Origin of the sequence: Candidatus Clostridium eludens (genome assembly GCF_045310515.1) — a bacterium.
Classification (GTDB): domain Bacteria; phylum Bacillota; class Clostridia; order Clostridiales; family Clostridiaceae; genus Clostridium_B; species Clostridium_B eludens.
Genome location: NZ_JBJHZX010000002.1, coordinates 1 through 15,592, shown reverse-complemented (window position 1 = coordinate 15,592; position 15,592 = coordinate 1). Strand labels below are relative to the sequence as shown.

The following is a 15,592-nucleotide window of genomic DNA, read 5'->3' as shown; positions in this document are numbered from 1 at the left end:
TAAAAAAGAGGTGTTACTTATGAAAGTTACAAATGTTGAGGAATTAATGGAAAAATTAGAAAAGGTAAGAGAGGCACAGGAGAAATTTTCTACTTATACTCAGGAACAGGTAGATGAGATTTTTAAGCATGCAGCTATGGCAGCCAATAGTGCCAGAATAAAACTTGCTAAAATGGCTGTAGAAGAAACTGGCATGGGAATTGTAGAAGATAAAGTTATTAAAAACCATTTTGTTTCAGAATATGTGTACAATAAATATAAGGATGAACAGACCTGCGGGGTTTTAGAAAGAGATGAAGGCTTTGGTATGGTCAGAATTGCAGAACCTGTAGGTGTTATTGCAGCAGTTGTGCCCACTACAAATCCCACCTCTACGGCAATATTCAAAGCTCTAATAGCTCTTAAAACCCGAAATGGCATAGTTTTTTCACCTCATCCTAGAGCTAAAAGATCAACTGTTGCTGCAGCAAAAATAGTCCTTGATGCTGCAGTTGAGGCAGGGGCACCGGCAGAAATTATAGGATGGATAGATGAACCGTCAATTGAACTTTCTCAGTTAGTAATGAAGGAGGCAGATTTAATTCTTGCTACAGGCGGGCCAGGTATGGTTAGGGCAGCTTATTCATCGGGAAAACCTGCCATAGGAGTTGGTCCTGGAAATACCCCGGTTATAATTGATGACAGTGCAAATATTAAAATGGCAGTAAACTCCATACTTCTTTCAAAAAGCTTTGACCATGGTGTAATTTGTGCCTCGGAACAGTCGGTAATGGTATTAGATGGAGTATATGAGGAAGTGAGAAGAGAATTTTCAGAAAGAGGGGGCTATATACTGAAAAATGACGAAATAGATAAAGTCAGAAAGACTATTTTAGTCAATGGAAGCATAAGCCCTGATATTGTTGGACAGAGTGCTTGTAAAATAGCAGAAATGGCAGGAGTGAAAGTGCCTGAGAGAACAAAGATACTTATAGGGGAAGTAGAATCTGTAGAACTTGAAGAACCATTCTCCCGTGAAAAATTATCTCCGGTTCTTGCCATGTACAGGGTTAAAGATTTCAATGATGGTCTGGAAAAAGCAGCAAGACTGGTTGAATTGGGAGGCATAGGGCATACTTCTGTACTTTATGTAAATACTATGACCCAAAAAGAAAAAGTGGAAAAATTCGGTGAAGCTATGAAGACAGGCAGAACCCTTATAAATATGCCGTCAGCACAGGGAGCTATAGGCGATTTATATAACTTTAAACTGGCTCCTTCATTGACCCTTGGCTGCGGTTCCTGGGGAGGAAACTCCATATCAGAAAATGTGGGGCCAAAACATTTGTTGAATATAAAAAGTATTGCGGAGAGGAGAGAAAACATGCTTTGGTTTAGAGTTCCTGAAAAAATTTATTTTAAATATGGTTCACTTGGAGTTGCATTGAAAGAATTAAAGACTATGCATAAGAAGAAGGCCTTCATAGTAACAGATAAAGTTCTTTATCAATTAGGATATACGGATAGTATTACAAAAATTCTTGGAGAAATGGGAGTAGGTTATAAAATATTTACAGATGTGGAACCTGATCCAACCCTTGCCACAGCTAAAAAAGGTTCATCAGAAATGCTTCAATATAATCCGGATACTATTATATCAGTCGGTGGTGGTTCTGCAATGGATGCTGCAAAAATTATGTGGGTGATGTACGAACATCCTGAAATAAAATTTGAAGACCTGGCCATGAGATTTATGGATATAAGAAAGAGAGTTTATACATTCCCTAAGATGGGCGAAAAAGCCATGATGATTTCGGTGGCTACATCTGCAGGAACAGGATCAGAGGTTACTCCGTTTACAGTAATTACTGATGAAAAAACAGGAGCCAAATACCCTCTGGCGGATTATGAATTAACACCAGATATGGCTATAATTGATGCAGAGCTTATGATGAATATGCCAAAGGGGCTAACTGCAGCATCGGGTATAGATGCACTGACCCACGCTTTGGAGGCTTATGTATCCGTAATGGCTTCAGAATATACCAATGGGCTGGCACTTGAAGCAGTAAGATTGATATTTAAGTATTTACCGCTGGCTTATGCGGAAGGAACTACTAATGTAAAAGCCAGAGAAAAAATGGCACATGCTTCAACTATGGCAGGTATGGCATTTGCCAATGCATTTTTAGGAGTATGCCACTCCATGGGCCACAAATTAGGAGCTGCACACCATATACCTCATGGAATTGCCAATGCACTTATGATAGATGAAGTTATAAAATTCAATGCAGTAAATGATCCGAGAAAACAGGCAATATTTCCTCAGTATAAATACCCCAATGCCAAGTGGAGATATGCCAGAATAGCTGATCATCTGCAGTTAGGCGGAAATAGTGAAGATGAAAAGGTAGGACTTCTGATAAAAGCAATAGATGAATTAAAGGAAAAGATAAATATCCCTAAAACCATCAGAGAAGCTGGAGTTATGGAAAATAAATTTTATGCTAGCTTAGATGATATGTCGGAACAGGCCTTTGATGATCAGTGTACAGGAGCAAATCCAAGGTATCCGCTTATAAGTGAAATAAAGCAGATGTATATAAATGCCTTTGATAAAGTAAGTCCTGTTGTAGAAGAAGAAAAACTAAAGATACCTGTGGCAGAAAGATAGTGATTAAAAATTAATCACTTGATAACATAAATGGAGTGTTCACATATACTATTTAAGTAGATATTCTTAGGAGGAGTATATTTGAAGTTTTACTATCCATACTTAGGTTATAAAAGAGAATGCAAGGATGTACCCGTAGCATTCCCACCCCAGCATCAACCTGTTCAGCCGGGGCTTGAGTATATTATGTGTCCGAGACCAATATTTAACAACCCTGATTACAGGGGAAGCGGCAAGTTACAACATAAGGTTGTCTTGATTACAGGTGGAGACAGCGGTATAGGAAGAGCTGTGTCACTAGCTTTTGCAAAAGAAGGAGCAGATATTGCCATTGTATATTTTAATGAACATAAGGATGCAAAAGAAACAAAAGAACTGGTAGAAAATGAAGGTAGTAAGTGCATTTTAATTCCTGGCGATTTGAGAGAAGAATCTTTTTGTAAACAAATAGTTGAAGATACTATTTCTGATTTTGGATGTTTAGATGTACTAATCAATAATGCAGGGGTACAATTTCCACAGAGTAGGCTGGAAGATATTAGTACGGAGCAGTTGGAGGATACTTTCCGTACTAATATATTTCCATTATTTCATGTTACTAAGGCAGCTTTACCTCATCTTAAAAAGGGAAGTGTAATTATAAACACGGCTTCCATTACGGCTTATGCAGGCAGTAAGCTCCTTATTGATTATTCATCTACCAAAGGTGCCATTGTAAGTTTTACCCGATCATTATCCCTTTCGCTGGTATCAAGAGGCATACGTGTTAATGGTGTAGCTCCAGGGCCTGTTTGGACTCCTCTTCAACCTTCAAGTTATTCAGCAGAATATATTACAACTTTTGGTACGGATACTCCTATGAAGAGAGCAGGACAGCCTGTTGAACTTGCACCAGTATATGTTTATCTGGCATCTGATGATTCCACTTATGTTACGGGACAAATATTTCATGTAAATGGTGGAGGATTTATAGGTTCTTAAATCTCTATGAGAAGTAATAAGCCTGTTATGATTAATTTCTTGATAGGCTTTGTTTTTTATTCACCTTAAAATTTTTCGGCTAAGATGTAAATTTTAGGGTGAAATGCTTGACAAGGACCTATTACAAATGTAATATAGAATTATATATTACATTTGTAATAGGAGGAAATTAAATATGAGTACACCTAAAATATCTGATGCTGAATGGCAGGTTATGAAAGTAATCTGGTCAAATAAATACTGTACAGCAAGGGAGATAGTAGATGAAATATCAAAGACCACAAACTGGCGGCCTAATACTATTAGAACTTTAATAAATAGACTTCTAAAGAAGAAAATAATAAACTACAAAATTGATGAAAAAGACAATAAAACATATCACTATTTTGCCCTTGTTTCTGAAAGTGAATGCATAAAAGTAGAAAGTGAATCTTTCATAAAACGTGTGTTCAATGGTTCTTTAAACAGCATGCTGGAAAATTTCATAAATGAGAGTAAATTATCAGAAGAAGAAATTGATAAGCTTAAGCAAATTTTAGATAAGAAGAAAGGTTAAATGGTGAATGTATGGTGATGCTTTTATCTGTTTTTTAGTTTACAATACACTCCACAATTATGGGGAGTATATTTGCTCTTTTAATACTTATTTTAAAATTTTTATTTAAAGAAAAGCTTCAAATTAGATTGATAAATTGTCTGTGGATTTTTTTAATAGTCAGGCTCTTAATCCCATATGCTCCCCAAACTTCTTTTAGTATATATAATTTATACCATTTACCTGGAAATAAAATTATACAGGACAATTATATAAAGAATTATTCTATGGATAAATCAGTAATAAATGGCCCTACTGATAAATTTGAGGAAGTTTCAAATGATTATGCTTCAGTAAAACCTAAAAATATTGATGCAAATAGATTAAGCTATCCTAAAACTAAAATGTTTTACTTTGAAATATGTGCTGCTGTATGGATGTTAATATGTATTATTTTAACTATGAGTATTTTCATAACTACTGCAGCATTTTATGCTAAATTGCGGAAAGAAAAAATGGTTAATGAAATTGAATTTATTGAAATTCTCAATAACTGCAGACAAAAAATGCACATAAATAAACATGTAGAAATTATAAGCACTGATATTGTAAAAAGTCCTGCAATTTTTGGATTTATCCATCCTAAGATACTGCTGCCTTCAAATATCAATAAGGTAATTAGTCAGGAGCAATTATCTTGTATTATTTTTCATGAACTAGCCCATCTAAAAAGAAAGGATATGCTTGTAGATTTTTTAGTTTCCATATTAAAAATAATGCACTGGTTTAATCCTATACTCTGGTATGCCTTTTTTAAAATGGAACAGGACAAAGAACTGGCTTGCGATGAAATGGCATTAAACTATTGTAATTGCAGTAAATATGGATATACGATTATAACACTTTTAGAAGCGTATAAAGAATCTAATCCAGCTTACGGATTGGATTGTATTATAAATAATAAAAAGGAAATTAAGAGGAGAATTACCATGATTTCATTATTTAAAAAAAGTTCATACAGATGGACTGCAGTATCTATTACTGTCTTGCTTGTAATTGGAGGTATAATATTGACTAACCCTAGAAATATAACAGCAGTTTACAATAATAACATTCAAAAAACATTTAATAATATAGAGGAATTGAGTATACAATCAAGAACATTTAAGGGAAAAATACTTGTGATAAAAAATCCATCTAAGGTTGAAGTTGGTTATACTAAAGAACTTTTAAAAAACAATAAGACTACAGGTGAACTTGCCGGAGAGAACACAGCCCTCTGTGCCATAAATGCTAGTTATATTTCAACTGAGGATGATATTAATAGTAAACGTACGCTGCCTGAAACTGACTTTGGTATAATAATTCATAATGGAAATGTAGTATACAATAACCCTGGAAATGTAAGATATTGCAATATAGCAGGATTTACTGATAAAAATGTATTGATCTCAGGACAGTATTCAATTGAAGATTTGAAAAAAATGAATGTGACTGAAGCTGTAAATTCCCAAGCATCACTTATTGAAAAGGGAAAGCCATTATTAAAAGAAGACGAGCAACTGGCTGGAATAGATCCAAGAACTGCCATAGCTCAAAGAAAAGATGGAACGGTTTTGATGGCTGTAATCGATGGAAGAAGTGTTGATTCTGTGGGTGGCTCCTTGTTTCAATTACAGCAGGTTTTACTTGAAAACGGGGCTTACACCGCAGCAGTCCTAGATGGGGGAAGTTCTTCCACAATGTATTATAAGGGCAATATTATAAATAAACCAGCATATGCAAAAGGTCAGCGTCCTGTATCTTCAATATTTATGATTGGAAAATCAGAGTAAAAATCCTATCCAAAGTCTTCCACTATCTGTCTACTTTTATTTTCATTCAGTATCTGGTTTAAGAAATAGATTGTGCATTATAACTTTACATAGGTTATATGTCATGTTATAATAGGGATTAATTTTTTATAAAGGTACATGGAAAAAATTGCATTTAATTAAATGTTAGAAAGGAGGATAACAGGTTTGATAAAAATAATTAAAAAGTTTTTACAATACTACAGGCCTTATAAGTTTCTTTTTTATACGGATATATTTTGTGCACTTGTGGTTTCATTAGTAGATTTATCATTTCCTTTAATTTTAGGTTATTTATCAAAAAATGTTTTTATAAAAGATAGAACTATAATACTTAATTCCATACTATATATTGGTATAGCTTTACTGGCCTTGTACATAGTTAAATATTTCTGTCAGTATTTTATTGCTTCCTGGGGACATATTATGGGGGCAAGGATGGAAAACAATATGAGAAAGGATTTATTTTATCACCTTCAGAAAATGTCTTTTTCTTATTATGATGAAAATAATACAGGACAGATGATGTCAATACTTGTATCAGACTTATTTGATATATCGGAACTTGCCCATCATGGACCGGAAAATGTATTTATCTCTGCAATTAAAATAATAGGTTCTTTTATAATATTGATGCTCATTAATTTTAAAATGACCTTTATACTTTTTGCAGTAACGGTAGTAATGGTTGTATTTTCAATTCAACAAAACAAGAAAATGCAGAGGATATTCTTTGATAATAGAAAAAAAATGGGGAATATAAATTCCTCTGTCCAGGACAGTCTTTTGGGAATAAGGATTGTAAAATCTTTTGCTAATGAGGCCGTTGAAAAGAGGAAATTTGATAAAAGCAACAATGCATATCGTATTTCAAGGGAAAAAAGTTATAAAATAATGGGCAGATTTATAGCAGGAAATGCTTTTTTTGAAGGGCTTTTATATGTAGTTATACTTGTTACAGGTGCGTTTTTTATAGCAGATGGTTCCCTGAGAGTATCAGATCTGGCTGTTTATGCTCTTTATATCAATATATTTATAAATCCTATAGATATACTCGTGAATTTTGCCGAACAGTTTCAAAAGGGGTTTGCGGGATTTAAAAGATTTATGAAGATTGTAGATACTGAACCTAAGATAGTAAATAAAAAAGGAGCTGCGTCTCTTAAAAATGTAAAGGGTAATATAGAATATAAAAATGTTTCTTTTAGTTACAATGAAGAGAAACAGGTACTTAATAATGTAAATATAAAAATAGAAGCTGGTAGAAAAATTGCATTTGTAGGACCTTCAGGAGGGGGGAAGACGACGCTTTGTTCACTTCTTCCAAGATTTTATGATGTTTCATCAGGTTCCGTTATGATAGATGGAATGGACGTAAGAGATGTTACCATTGAATCACTTAGAAATTCTATTGGCATAGTCCAGCAGGATGTATATTTATTTTCTGGAACTTTGAAGGAAAATATAAAGTACGGAAAACCGGAAGCCTCTGATGAAGATATAATAAAGGCGGCTAAAGAAGCCAATATCCATGATTACATAATGACTCTTGATAACGGCTATGATACTTATGTAGGAGAGAGAGGAGTCAAGCTTTCGGGAGGTCAGAAACAGAGAATTTCAATTGCCAGAGTGTTTCTTAAGAATCCTCCTATCTTGATATTGGATGAGGCTACATCAGCACTAGATAATGAAAGTGAAAGATTTATACAGAAATCTCTTGAAAAACTTGCTAAAAACAGAACTTGTATAGTTATTGCCCACAGACTCAGTACCATAAAAAATGCAGATGAAATAATAGTTATTGATGACGAAGGAATAAAGGAAAGGGGAAGCCATGGAGAGCTTCTTAATAAAGGTGGAATTTATTCTTACTATTATAATATGCAGTTTGAAGGGCTTAATGCTTGAAAAATCAACATTTTATTTTCTAACGTCAAAAATTCGTCAAAAATAGTTAGAAGATTTCATTTATTATTCTTCTAGCATTGTTAATCATATCGTCAGTTACATGAGCATAGGTATCCATTGTTTGCTTGACATCATGTCCTAAAATATTGGCAGTTGTTTTAAAGTCAAGCCCATTAGCTATAAGCATAGTGGCGTATGTATGCCTAAGTTCATGTACGGATATTTTGTATCCTGCATTTCTATATGTGTTACAAAGCGTAGCAGACATTGCTTCTCTGGAACTATAGTGGAATATTTTATCACTTAGATCTAAGATTTTCTTTTCGCTTCTATATATTTTGAATTCTTTCATTAGGTCTTTTGGTATAGGGACTTTTCTAATTGAGTTTTTGGCTTTAACTTCTCCGAAGTTATACTGTCCTTTTTTATCTATTTTCCATTGTTTATTAACTATAAGCATACTATTTTTGGTATCTATATCGTTCCAAGTTAATCCTAATATTTCACTTATTCTAAGACCACATTTTGCAGCAACCATTGATATAAGATGAAGTTTTTTATTTTTTATTCTACTTAATAAATCTTCAGTCTGCTTTTTTGTAAGAGCTATCTTGGTTTTCTTATTTTTTTCAACTTTAAAATCAATATCTTTTACAGGATTCTCTAACATAATTTTTTCTTTTTTAATTGCATAATTAAAAGCATAGTGAAGTGAGGATAAGAAACCCTTTATTGAAGACTCGCTGTAATCATTTTTAACTAATTCATCAACACATCTTTGAATGTCATAATTCTTTATTTTTATCATTTCATAGTTATCAAGTTCTGAAAAAGCATTAAATGTTGCCTTATAGTGCTCAATAGTATTATGTTCCTTATATAGCTTTTGGTGTTCAACAAAGGCTTTATGATATTCTTTAAGTGTTATTCCTTGGAGTTTACTGTTCAATTTAGATTGTAGGTCTAAATCCTTTTCCAATTGTTGTATTATTTTATTTATTATAGGTTTAGCTTCTTTTTGTGTTTTAAATCCTTGTCTTGATTTTTGTTTCCACTTTCCATTTGCATCCTTATAGGAAATAATAAACTGTACTCCTTTATCCTTTTTCCGATAAGTAACGTTGTAATCCATGTAATTTTCCTCCCCCTTAGTAGAACCTATGTTCTACTATTTGGTTAAAAAATATATAGTACCTCACATGTGTACCACCTCCCTTAAAACTTTTTTAAAATTCCAAAACTAGGTTCAAAGTATACAATATATGTATCTATTTCGTAGTATACGCCGTATTTTTCTCTATAATGTTGAATGGCCTCTTCTAAAAAAATTTCTGTTATGTTTAAGTATTCAGCTAAATCATGTCTGTTTTTAATACCTTTTTCATAAGCATTTACAATTGAAATTATTCCAGCTAATTTCTCATAAGTCCAGTTTCTAGCACGTTTTTCTTGCTTTCTATTGCTTATATCAGATTGGTCTAATATATTACCATAACTTGTTTCGTGATGGCCGATTTCTTCAGCTAGTATGCATCTTTTCTCAACGGACGTTTTGAGTTTTTTATCTATGATTATTTTACTGTTTTTGTATACGCCTTTAAGTCCATATTTCAGTGGCTTTTCATTGACCGGCAAACCACTGTTTTCGGCATCCATGAGTAATTTGTCATAAGTCATATTCCCACCCACCTTTTTTAAATTAATCTTCGTTTTCAAATAGGGCATCTATGTATTTTTCTAATAACTTCATTTTTTGTGGTGTTATGTCTTTACCTTCTAAATGAGCAGCTATGGTATCAACCCCCTTAATGGTTTTCTTTTTAGGGTTATCATCAAAATCATCTAAACTGCAGTCCAATACTCTTGCTAAAGCCTTAAGAGTCTCAAGCTTTGGATCTTTAGTCGTGCCATTCAAAATTTTATTTAATGTTCCTAATGGAACTCCTGATTCCTTAGATAATTGTTCAGATGTTAATCCCTTTTTCTTTTTTAATTTATTGATTATTTCTAACCCCATTATAATCACCTCTCTCCTATACTATAGGTAAAATTTTACCGCTTGTCAATAATTATTTTACCGTTAAAGGAAAAACATTTTAAAAAAACAGTTGACTTTAACCATTAAAAGGTCCAATATGTAATCAAGGTAACCGTTAACGGTTAAAAGAGGAGGCGATTAAATGTTTAATAATCTTTTAATAGATAACTATATTGCAGACAGGATAATAACCCCAATAAAAAATATCCCATCTATAAGATTTAACCCACAATACGTTGCTGAATTAGAAGGAGTTAGGCTAGAAAAACACTCCCCTTTGGAATGGAGAAGGCTTGAAAGAGAATTGGAATACTGGAAAGCAAAAGCAGAGAAGTTAGAAGAAGTTTTAGCAAGGTAGATATGGCCATTACGGAAACGAAGTATCTTAGGCAGAAAGAAGCCTAGAACATGCCTACATAGCAATTTGAAAGGTAGGTGTTAATGAGGCAAGAACAATATAATGCAATGTATGAACTTATCAGGATTATAGCAGAGAGCTTCAGTATGTCACATGCCAAATCCCAAAAATGCTGAGATATATGGAGAAGATGATGTTAAAGAACTTGCTGAAAAGATAAAAAGTAGTGGGTATATCAAACCCTTATATGTAAATCAGGACCATGTAATTATTAGTGGCCATAGAAGGTATAAAGCCTGCTTATCATTAGGTGTTAAAAATATACCTGTGGTAGTTAAAAAGTTTGAAGGTAAACAAGAAGAGCTTGAAATACTGCTGCTTGAAAATATGTATAGAGATAAAACAATAGAGCAAAAAGTCAATGAAGCTAAGGAATGGAAGGTTATTGAAAAAGAGAAAGCAAAACGGAGACAAGGAACTAGAACAGACATTGTGGACAATTGTCCACCAAGTGATATGGGTAAAACAAGAGATATAGTAGCAAAGCGTGTTGGCCTGGGTAGTGGAAAAGCACTAGAGAGGGCGGAACCCGTGGTAGATAAAATAACTGAATTAAGAAAGAAAGGTGATACTGAAAATGCTGAATTTCTAAGTAAAGCACTGGATAAATCCATATCAGGGGCAAAAAAACTTGTTGAAGAAAATATGGTAGAGCAAGTTCCAAAAGTTTATAAGGATATGGTTATAGATGGCAAGATATCTGTTAATGAAGCCTATAACGTGGCCAAAACAGCTGTTGAGACCAAGAAAAGGAACGAAGAAAACGAGAAAAAATTTGAAGAGGAAAGACAGAAAGAAAAAGAAGAACTAGAGGAAAGGCAGCAGCTTGAAGAGCTCCAAAAGTCACTTCCTGAAAATGCAGTGGTCCTTGATAAATTCAGAAAACCTGAAAGAGATACCATCTTCGGTATAACAGACTTGAATAATTTAACAGAAGAGCAGTATAACAAATGTTATAAGCACTGTAAAAAATATGAAGATGATGTCCATAAAGTTTCTATGCTCTGGACTGAACTTCAATGCCTACAGGCATGGAGTGTTATATATGAAAGCCAGGAGGAAATAGAAATGGAACTTAAGTCTATAGAATCAGCCATACAAAATTTATGTAAATTTCAAAGCTACTTTAAGGAGGTGAAAAAGAAATGACAAGGCACATAAGACTTGATCCAATGGCCAGAAAGAAGATAGTTGAACAAATAGGAATGCTGGACACTGTTACTAAAGATACCGTTATAGCTCTTATTATTCCTCACTATTCTTATGACTATAAAACATTATACTATCAGGATTTAGGCAGGCTTGCCAATGGCCTTATAAGAAAATACAAGGATGAAAATAACATCAGGACATTCTTTACTTATGGTGACACAGAAGGCAATACCAGCTATGTAAACATAGATAAAACTGAAAATAGACAAGTACTTGAACAGGTATATAAGAAACTCAATAAACAGAAAATTGGTATAAGTAAGTCTATAAACAAGATTGAGAGAAGACATAAAGGTAACAGGTCAAATGTCTATTGATGATTTGGATAGTTAGTAAAGAGAGAGGAGGAAGAAAGTAAATGCAAATTTATGATTACTATATAGCTCCTGAAGATTACGAAAGGGCTTTAAAAAATGGAATTTGCAGAAGTACTTTAGAATATAGGATACATTCTCTTGGTTGGGATAGAGAAAAAGCTGTTAATACGCCACCTAGAAAGCGTAAGAGGATAGCTAAACATTTAGTAGAAGAAGCTCAAAAAAATGGCATAGGTTACGCTACTTTAAGATACCGCTTAAACATTTACGGATGGGATGTTACAAGAGCCATAAGTGAGCCTGTATGGGATAGTGAGCAGTACTCTAGAAACTCAAAAAACAGAAAATATCCTAAAGAAATATTAGAACTTGCACACGAAAATAATATACCTGAAGGAACTTTCTATCATCGCATCAGAAGGCAGGGGGTGGATATGATAACAGCTGTCACAAGACCCATAATGACAAGGAAAGAGGTATCAAGACTTGGTAACGAAGCCTATTTTAACTTATACGGTCGTAAATTTAGCTCTTATTAGAGGGAGGTGAAACAGATGAACCAAAAATCAATTATTAAAAATCTAAGGCAGAAAATATTGAAATTGCAAAAGCGAAATGAAGAGCTTACTGGGAGCTGCGAGAATTTTTCAGAAGTTGATACAAATTTATGGAACAAAGTAGGATTGCTGGAGAAAGAAAATAAGGAATTGAAACTGAAACTTGTAAGTGCAGCTAAAATGAATGCTGAGAAAATAAGGCATATATCTAATACTTGTGGAAAACCTGACCTGAAGTGCGATTACTTTAAAGATGGAAAATGTAAAAGCATAGAACATGGACTTTGTATTTTCCGGAAAATAAAGGATTGGAGGGTTAAAGAGGCATGATAAAAAAATTATTTGAGAATGGAGGCATTGAAGTAACTGACCAGGAGTTTAAAGAAATATTGCAGATTACCACAGATGATATAAGAGAAAACCGTATTAAGTTTGGTAAAAGGACAAACATGGAGCAGATGTTTACTATAGCACTCAGGGCTTATGGAGTAATGAAAAGAGTAACATTCCTTGATGTACCCTGGTCAATTATAAATTGAAAGGTGATGGTTTCAATTGATTTACTGCAGAGTCGGTAAATGTCCTATGGGTTTAAAAGAAGCCTTATGCTGCATTTACTGTACAAAGTATAAGAATTGCCCCAATGCCTGCAAAAGTAAAAATAAAGCTTGCAGACTGAGTTTTGAAGTAAAAAAAGAAAGTCCTTATAAAAGGACCAAATAAATTTAACCATTCTCATTCTACATTAGAGTTCGGAATAAAAATCTTGGGAGTTTAAAAGAAAATGTCCGTTTTATGTCCGGAAATTTGACAGAGTATATGATATAATGGAGCTAAGCGAAAGTAAAATTAATACCATATTTAATACTTGTTTATACACTTATAATGCAGGTAAGGCACTTAGTTAATTCTGGGTGTCTTTTTGGTCAGCTATTTTTTGTTTTTAAGGAAATTTTAAGAACAAATATATAAAATCATTTATTAATAGCTCCTTTGTTGCTATAAAGTATTATAAAGAGATAGGCATCTGTCATCTAAGGAGCTTGCTTCTATAATATTCATAAAATGATCAAGTTTGTAACAAGTATTTAATAAGTATGCCACTAAGTTGTAACAAATACTATATATACTTATAAATGTCCTAAGGAAATACCTTAGCGAAAGTGAAAATAACTGTCTGAAAGGGTGAAAATGATGTATGACTTTCCTAATATTACCATGGGATATAGCACAAATAGATTACAAAATTCGGAAGATAAAATAAGAAAAATCAAATTTGAACATAAAAGACTAAATAGAAATTGTGAAGTTGAAGTAATACCTAAACCTGATCCAGGATTGATTACATTTGATGGATATACCAACATTCCATTTCAACTTTCTATATATATCAGACATTTAAGCGTTAATTAAAAATAAATTTTAAAACATTTAGCTAATGTAATGGTAATTACCAGAGTAGTGTCTGTGGTTGCAGGGCACATTAAACTGAAGTGCAACTGCCATAGTAAATATTAAAAAACACTAAAAAGTAAGTGCTTTTATTTATAAAAAAGTTTAAAAATGGATATGCTTATTTTAGATAAATATGTGAAGGTGGCAAATATTATGAGTATAAAGAAAGCAGTAATTCCAGCAGCAGGTTTGGGTACAAGATTTTTACCTGCTACAAAGGCACAGCCTAAAGAAATGCTACCCATAGTAGATAAACCTACAATCCAATATGTAGTTGAAGAAGCCGTTAATTCTGGCATTAAAGAAATATTAATAATTCTAGGTAAAAATAAAAAATCTATTGAAGATCATTTTGATAAATCTGTTGAGCTTGAAGATGAGTTGAAGAGTAATAATAAGGAAGAATTATTAGAGTTGGTCCAGGGTATAAGTAATATGGTCAACATATATTATGTGCGCCAAAAAGAGCCAAAAGGATTAGGTCATGCTATAAGTCTTGCTAAAGCTTTTGTTGGTAATGAAGCATTTGCAGTTATGTTGGGGGACGACATAGTAGATAGTAATGTTCCATGTCTAAAGCAATTAATTGATTGCTATGATGAATATAATACTTCAATTTTGGGAGTACAATCAGTTAACAAAGAAGATGTATCAAAATATGGTATTATTGATAGTATAGAAATTGAGAATAGGGTTCACAAGGTAAAAAATATGATTGAAAAACCTAAGAAAGAAGAATCTCCATCTAATATTGCTATTTTGGGTAGGTATATAATAACTCCTGAAATATTTGACATACTGGAGAGAACCAAACCAGGCAAAGGTGGGGAAATTCAGCTTACAGATGCATTAAGAGAATTACTAAAGCAAGAAGCAATATATGCATATTGTTTTGAAGGAAAAAGGCATGATATAGGAGAAAAATTAGGGTTTATACAAGCTAATATTGAGTATGCCTTAAAACGTAAGGATTTGAGGGAAGGTCTTACTTCTTACATTGTTGATATCAGTAAAAAATTGAGCATAAAATAACAGGTTAATTACGAATGTCAATTTAATATGGAAATAAAGAGAGTTATTAAATTGAAGAAAATTATAGAGAAAAATTCATCAAAGTGAAAAACTGAATGAAGATAAATTAAGGAGAGGCGAAAACCTCTCCTTTTCTGATATAGAGAAACTTATGAGGCATAGAAGTTATAAAAGAATTAAGGGTGCTGTTAGACAGATAAAATAGAGAGAGCTTTTATACCACTCTAAAAAAGGGGAAATAATTGATTTTAGAAATTTATTATTTAAAAGTAACCAATATTAGTAATTAAAATAAATAAGAAATTTAGAAATAGGGGGAGGTCCTATCATGATAAAGGATAAGATAGAATGTGAGGATTTAAAGTTATATTTCTGGAAACTGCATGAAATAAAGATGCTGGAAGGTGAGTGTATAGAACCTGACAGGAATAATAAAATTTAGTATAAGAATTATTTGAAAAAGTGTAACAAGGTATCCAGACTTAAGAATGAAATATCCAGTATTAATGTAGGGTTCAGCCTTCTTACCGAAGATGAAAAAAATATATTATATCAGGTATGTTGGCAACAGGTACCCGTAAACCAGGTGAAAAATATATATCATGTATCAACCAAAACTATGGGTAGATG

Annotated in this window: 16 protein-coding genes; 13 read left to right on the top strand and 3 right to left on the bottom strand. The window is 33.0% G+C overall.

Features of this window, described 5'->3' with window-relative positions; genetic code table 11:
* The first annotated feature begins 19 nt into the window (after window positions 1–19).
* From adhE to ACJDU8_RS01465, 5 genes are all read left to right on the top strand, one after another.
* Window positions 20–2,653 carry a bifunctional acetaldehyde-CoA/alcohol dehydrogenase gene (gene adhE / locus ACJDU8_RS01485; protein ID WP_406790379.1) on the top strand — a complete coding sequence of 878 codons (2,634 nt, stop codon included), beginning with the start codon at window positions 20–22 and terminating at the stop codon, window positions 2,651–2,653.
* Between the two features lie 81 nt (window positions 2,654–2,734).
* Entirely contained in the window at window positions 2,735–3,634 is a 900-nt protein-coding gene (locus tag ACJDU8_RS01480; protein WP_406790378.1) for an SDR family oxidoreductase, read from the top strand.
* A gap of 175 nt (window positions 3,635–3,809) precedes the next feature.
* Window positions 3,810–4,190: a BlaI/MecI/CopY family transcriptional regulator gene (locus ACJDU8_RS01475; protein ID WP_406790377.1), complete on the top strand. Its 381-nt coding sequence runs from the start codon at window positions 3,810–3,812 to the stop codon at window positions 4,188–4,190.
* A 59-nt stretch (window positions 4,191–4,249) separates the two neighbouring features.
* The gene (locus tag ACJDU8_RS01470) at window positions 4,250–6,004 is read left to right on the top strand and encodes a M56 family metallopeptidase (RefSeq protein WP_406790376.1); all 1,755 of its coding nucleotides are present in this window, start codon (window positions 4,250–4,252) and stop codon (window positions 6,002–6,004) included.
* A 189-nt stretch (window positions 6,005–6,193) separates the two neighbouring features.
* On the top strand, window positions 6,194–7,933 hold the full coding sequence (locus ACJDU8_RS01465) for an ABC transporter ATP-binding protein (RefSeq protein WP_406790569.1): 1,740 nt from the start codon (window positions 6,194–6,196) through the stop codon (window positions 7,931–7,933).
* Window positions 7,934–7,979: 46 nt separating this feature from the next.
* Here ACJDU8_RS01465 and ACJDU8_RS01460 read toward each other — a convergent pair whose 3' ends face one another.
* The 3 genes from ACJDU8_RS01460 to ACJDU8_RS01450 form a co-directional block, all read right to left on the bottom strand.
* Window positions 7,980–9,065, bottom strand: a complete 1,086-nt coding sequence (locus ACJDU8_RS01460; protein WP_406790375.1) for a site-specific integrase — start codon at window positions 9,063–9,065, stop codon at window positions 7,980–7,982.
* An 83-nt stretch (window positions 9,066–9,148) separates the two neighbouring features.
* A complete protein-coding gene (locus tag ACJDU8_RS01455; RefSeq protein WP_406790374.1) occupies window positions 9,149–9,610 on the bottom strand; it encodes a hypothetical protein in 462 nt (153 codons plus the stop codon).
* A 22-nt stretch (window positions 9,611–9,632) separates the two neighbouring features.
* Window positions 9,633–9,950 (bottom strand): helix-turn-helix domain-containing protein, encoded by a 318-nt coding sequence (locus ACJDU8_RS01450; RefSeq protein ID WP_406790373.1) that lies wholly within the window; start codon window positions 9,948–9,950, stop codon window positions 9,633–9,635.
* Between the two features lie 163 nt (window positions 9,951–10,113).
* Here ACJDU8_RS01450 and ACJDU8_RS01445 point away from each other — a divergent pair, with 163 nt between their 5' ends.
* From ACJDU8_RS01445 to galU, 8 genes are all read left to right on the top strand, one after another.
* Window positions 10,114–10,329 (top strand): hypothetical protein, encoded by a 216-nt coding sequence (locus ACJDU8_RS01445; protein ID WP_406790372.1) that lies wholly within the window; start codon window positions 10,114–10,116, stop codon window positions 10,327–10,329.
* Window positions 10,330–10,482: 153 nt separating this feature from the next.
* Complete coding sequence (locus ACJDU8_RS01440) at window positions 10,483–11,538, top strand: ParB N-terminal domain-containing protein (RefSeq protein ID WP_406790371.1); 1,056 nt, start codon at window positions 10,483–10,485, stop codon at window positions 11,536–11,538.
* Window positions 11,535–11,918, top strand: a complete 384-nt coding sequence (locus tag ACJDU8_RS01435; protein WP_406790370.1) for a hypothetical protein — start codon at window positions 11,535–11,537, stop codon at window positions 11,916–11,918. The genes ACJDU8_RS01440 and ACJDU8_RS01435 overlap by 4 nt, the downstream gene beginning before the upstream one ends.
* A gap of 41 nt (window positions 11,919–11,959) precedes the next feature.
* Window positions 11,960–12,457 (top strand): hypothetical protein, encoded by a 498-nt coding sequence (locus ACJDU8_RS01430; RefSeq protein ID WP_406790369.1) that lies wholly within the window; start codon window positions 11,960–11,962, stop codon window positions 12,455–12,457.
* A 15-nt stretch (window positions 12,458–12,472) separates the two neighbouring features.
* Window positions 12,473–12,805 carry a hypothetical protein gene (locus ACJDU8_RS01425; RefSeq protein ID WP_406790368.1) on the top strand — a complete coding sequence of 111 codons (333 nt, stop codon included), beginning with the start codon at window positions 12,473–12,475 and terminating at the stop codon, window positions 12,803–12,805.
* A complete protein-coding gene (locus ACJDU8_RS01420; RefSeq protein WP_406790367.1) occupies window positions 12,802–13,014 on the top strand; it encodes a hypothetical protein in 213 nt (70 codons plus the stop codon). Before ACJDU8_RS01425 ends, ACJDU8_RS01420 begins: the two co-directional genes overlap by 4 nt.
* Before the next feature lie 655 nt (window positions 13,015–13,669).
* Window positions 13,670–13,888: a hypothetical protein gene (locus ACJDU8_RS01415; protein ID WP_406790366.1), complete on the top strand. Its 219-nt coding sequence runs from the start codon at window positions 13,670–13,672 to the stop codon at window positions 13,886–13,888.
* Window positions 13,889–14,083: 195 nt separating this feature from the next.
* Entirely contained in the window at window positions 14,084–14,962 is an 879-nt protein-coding gene (gene galU, locus ACJDU8_RS01410) for a UTP--glucose-1-phosphate uridylyltransferase GalU (RefSeq protein ID WP_406790365.1), read from the top strand.
* Window positions 14,963–15,592 lie beyond the last annotated feature (630 nt).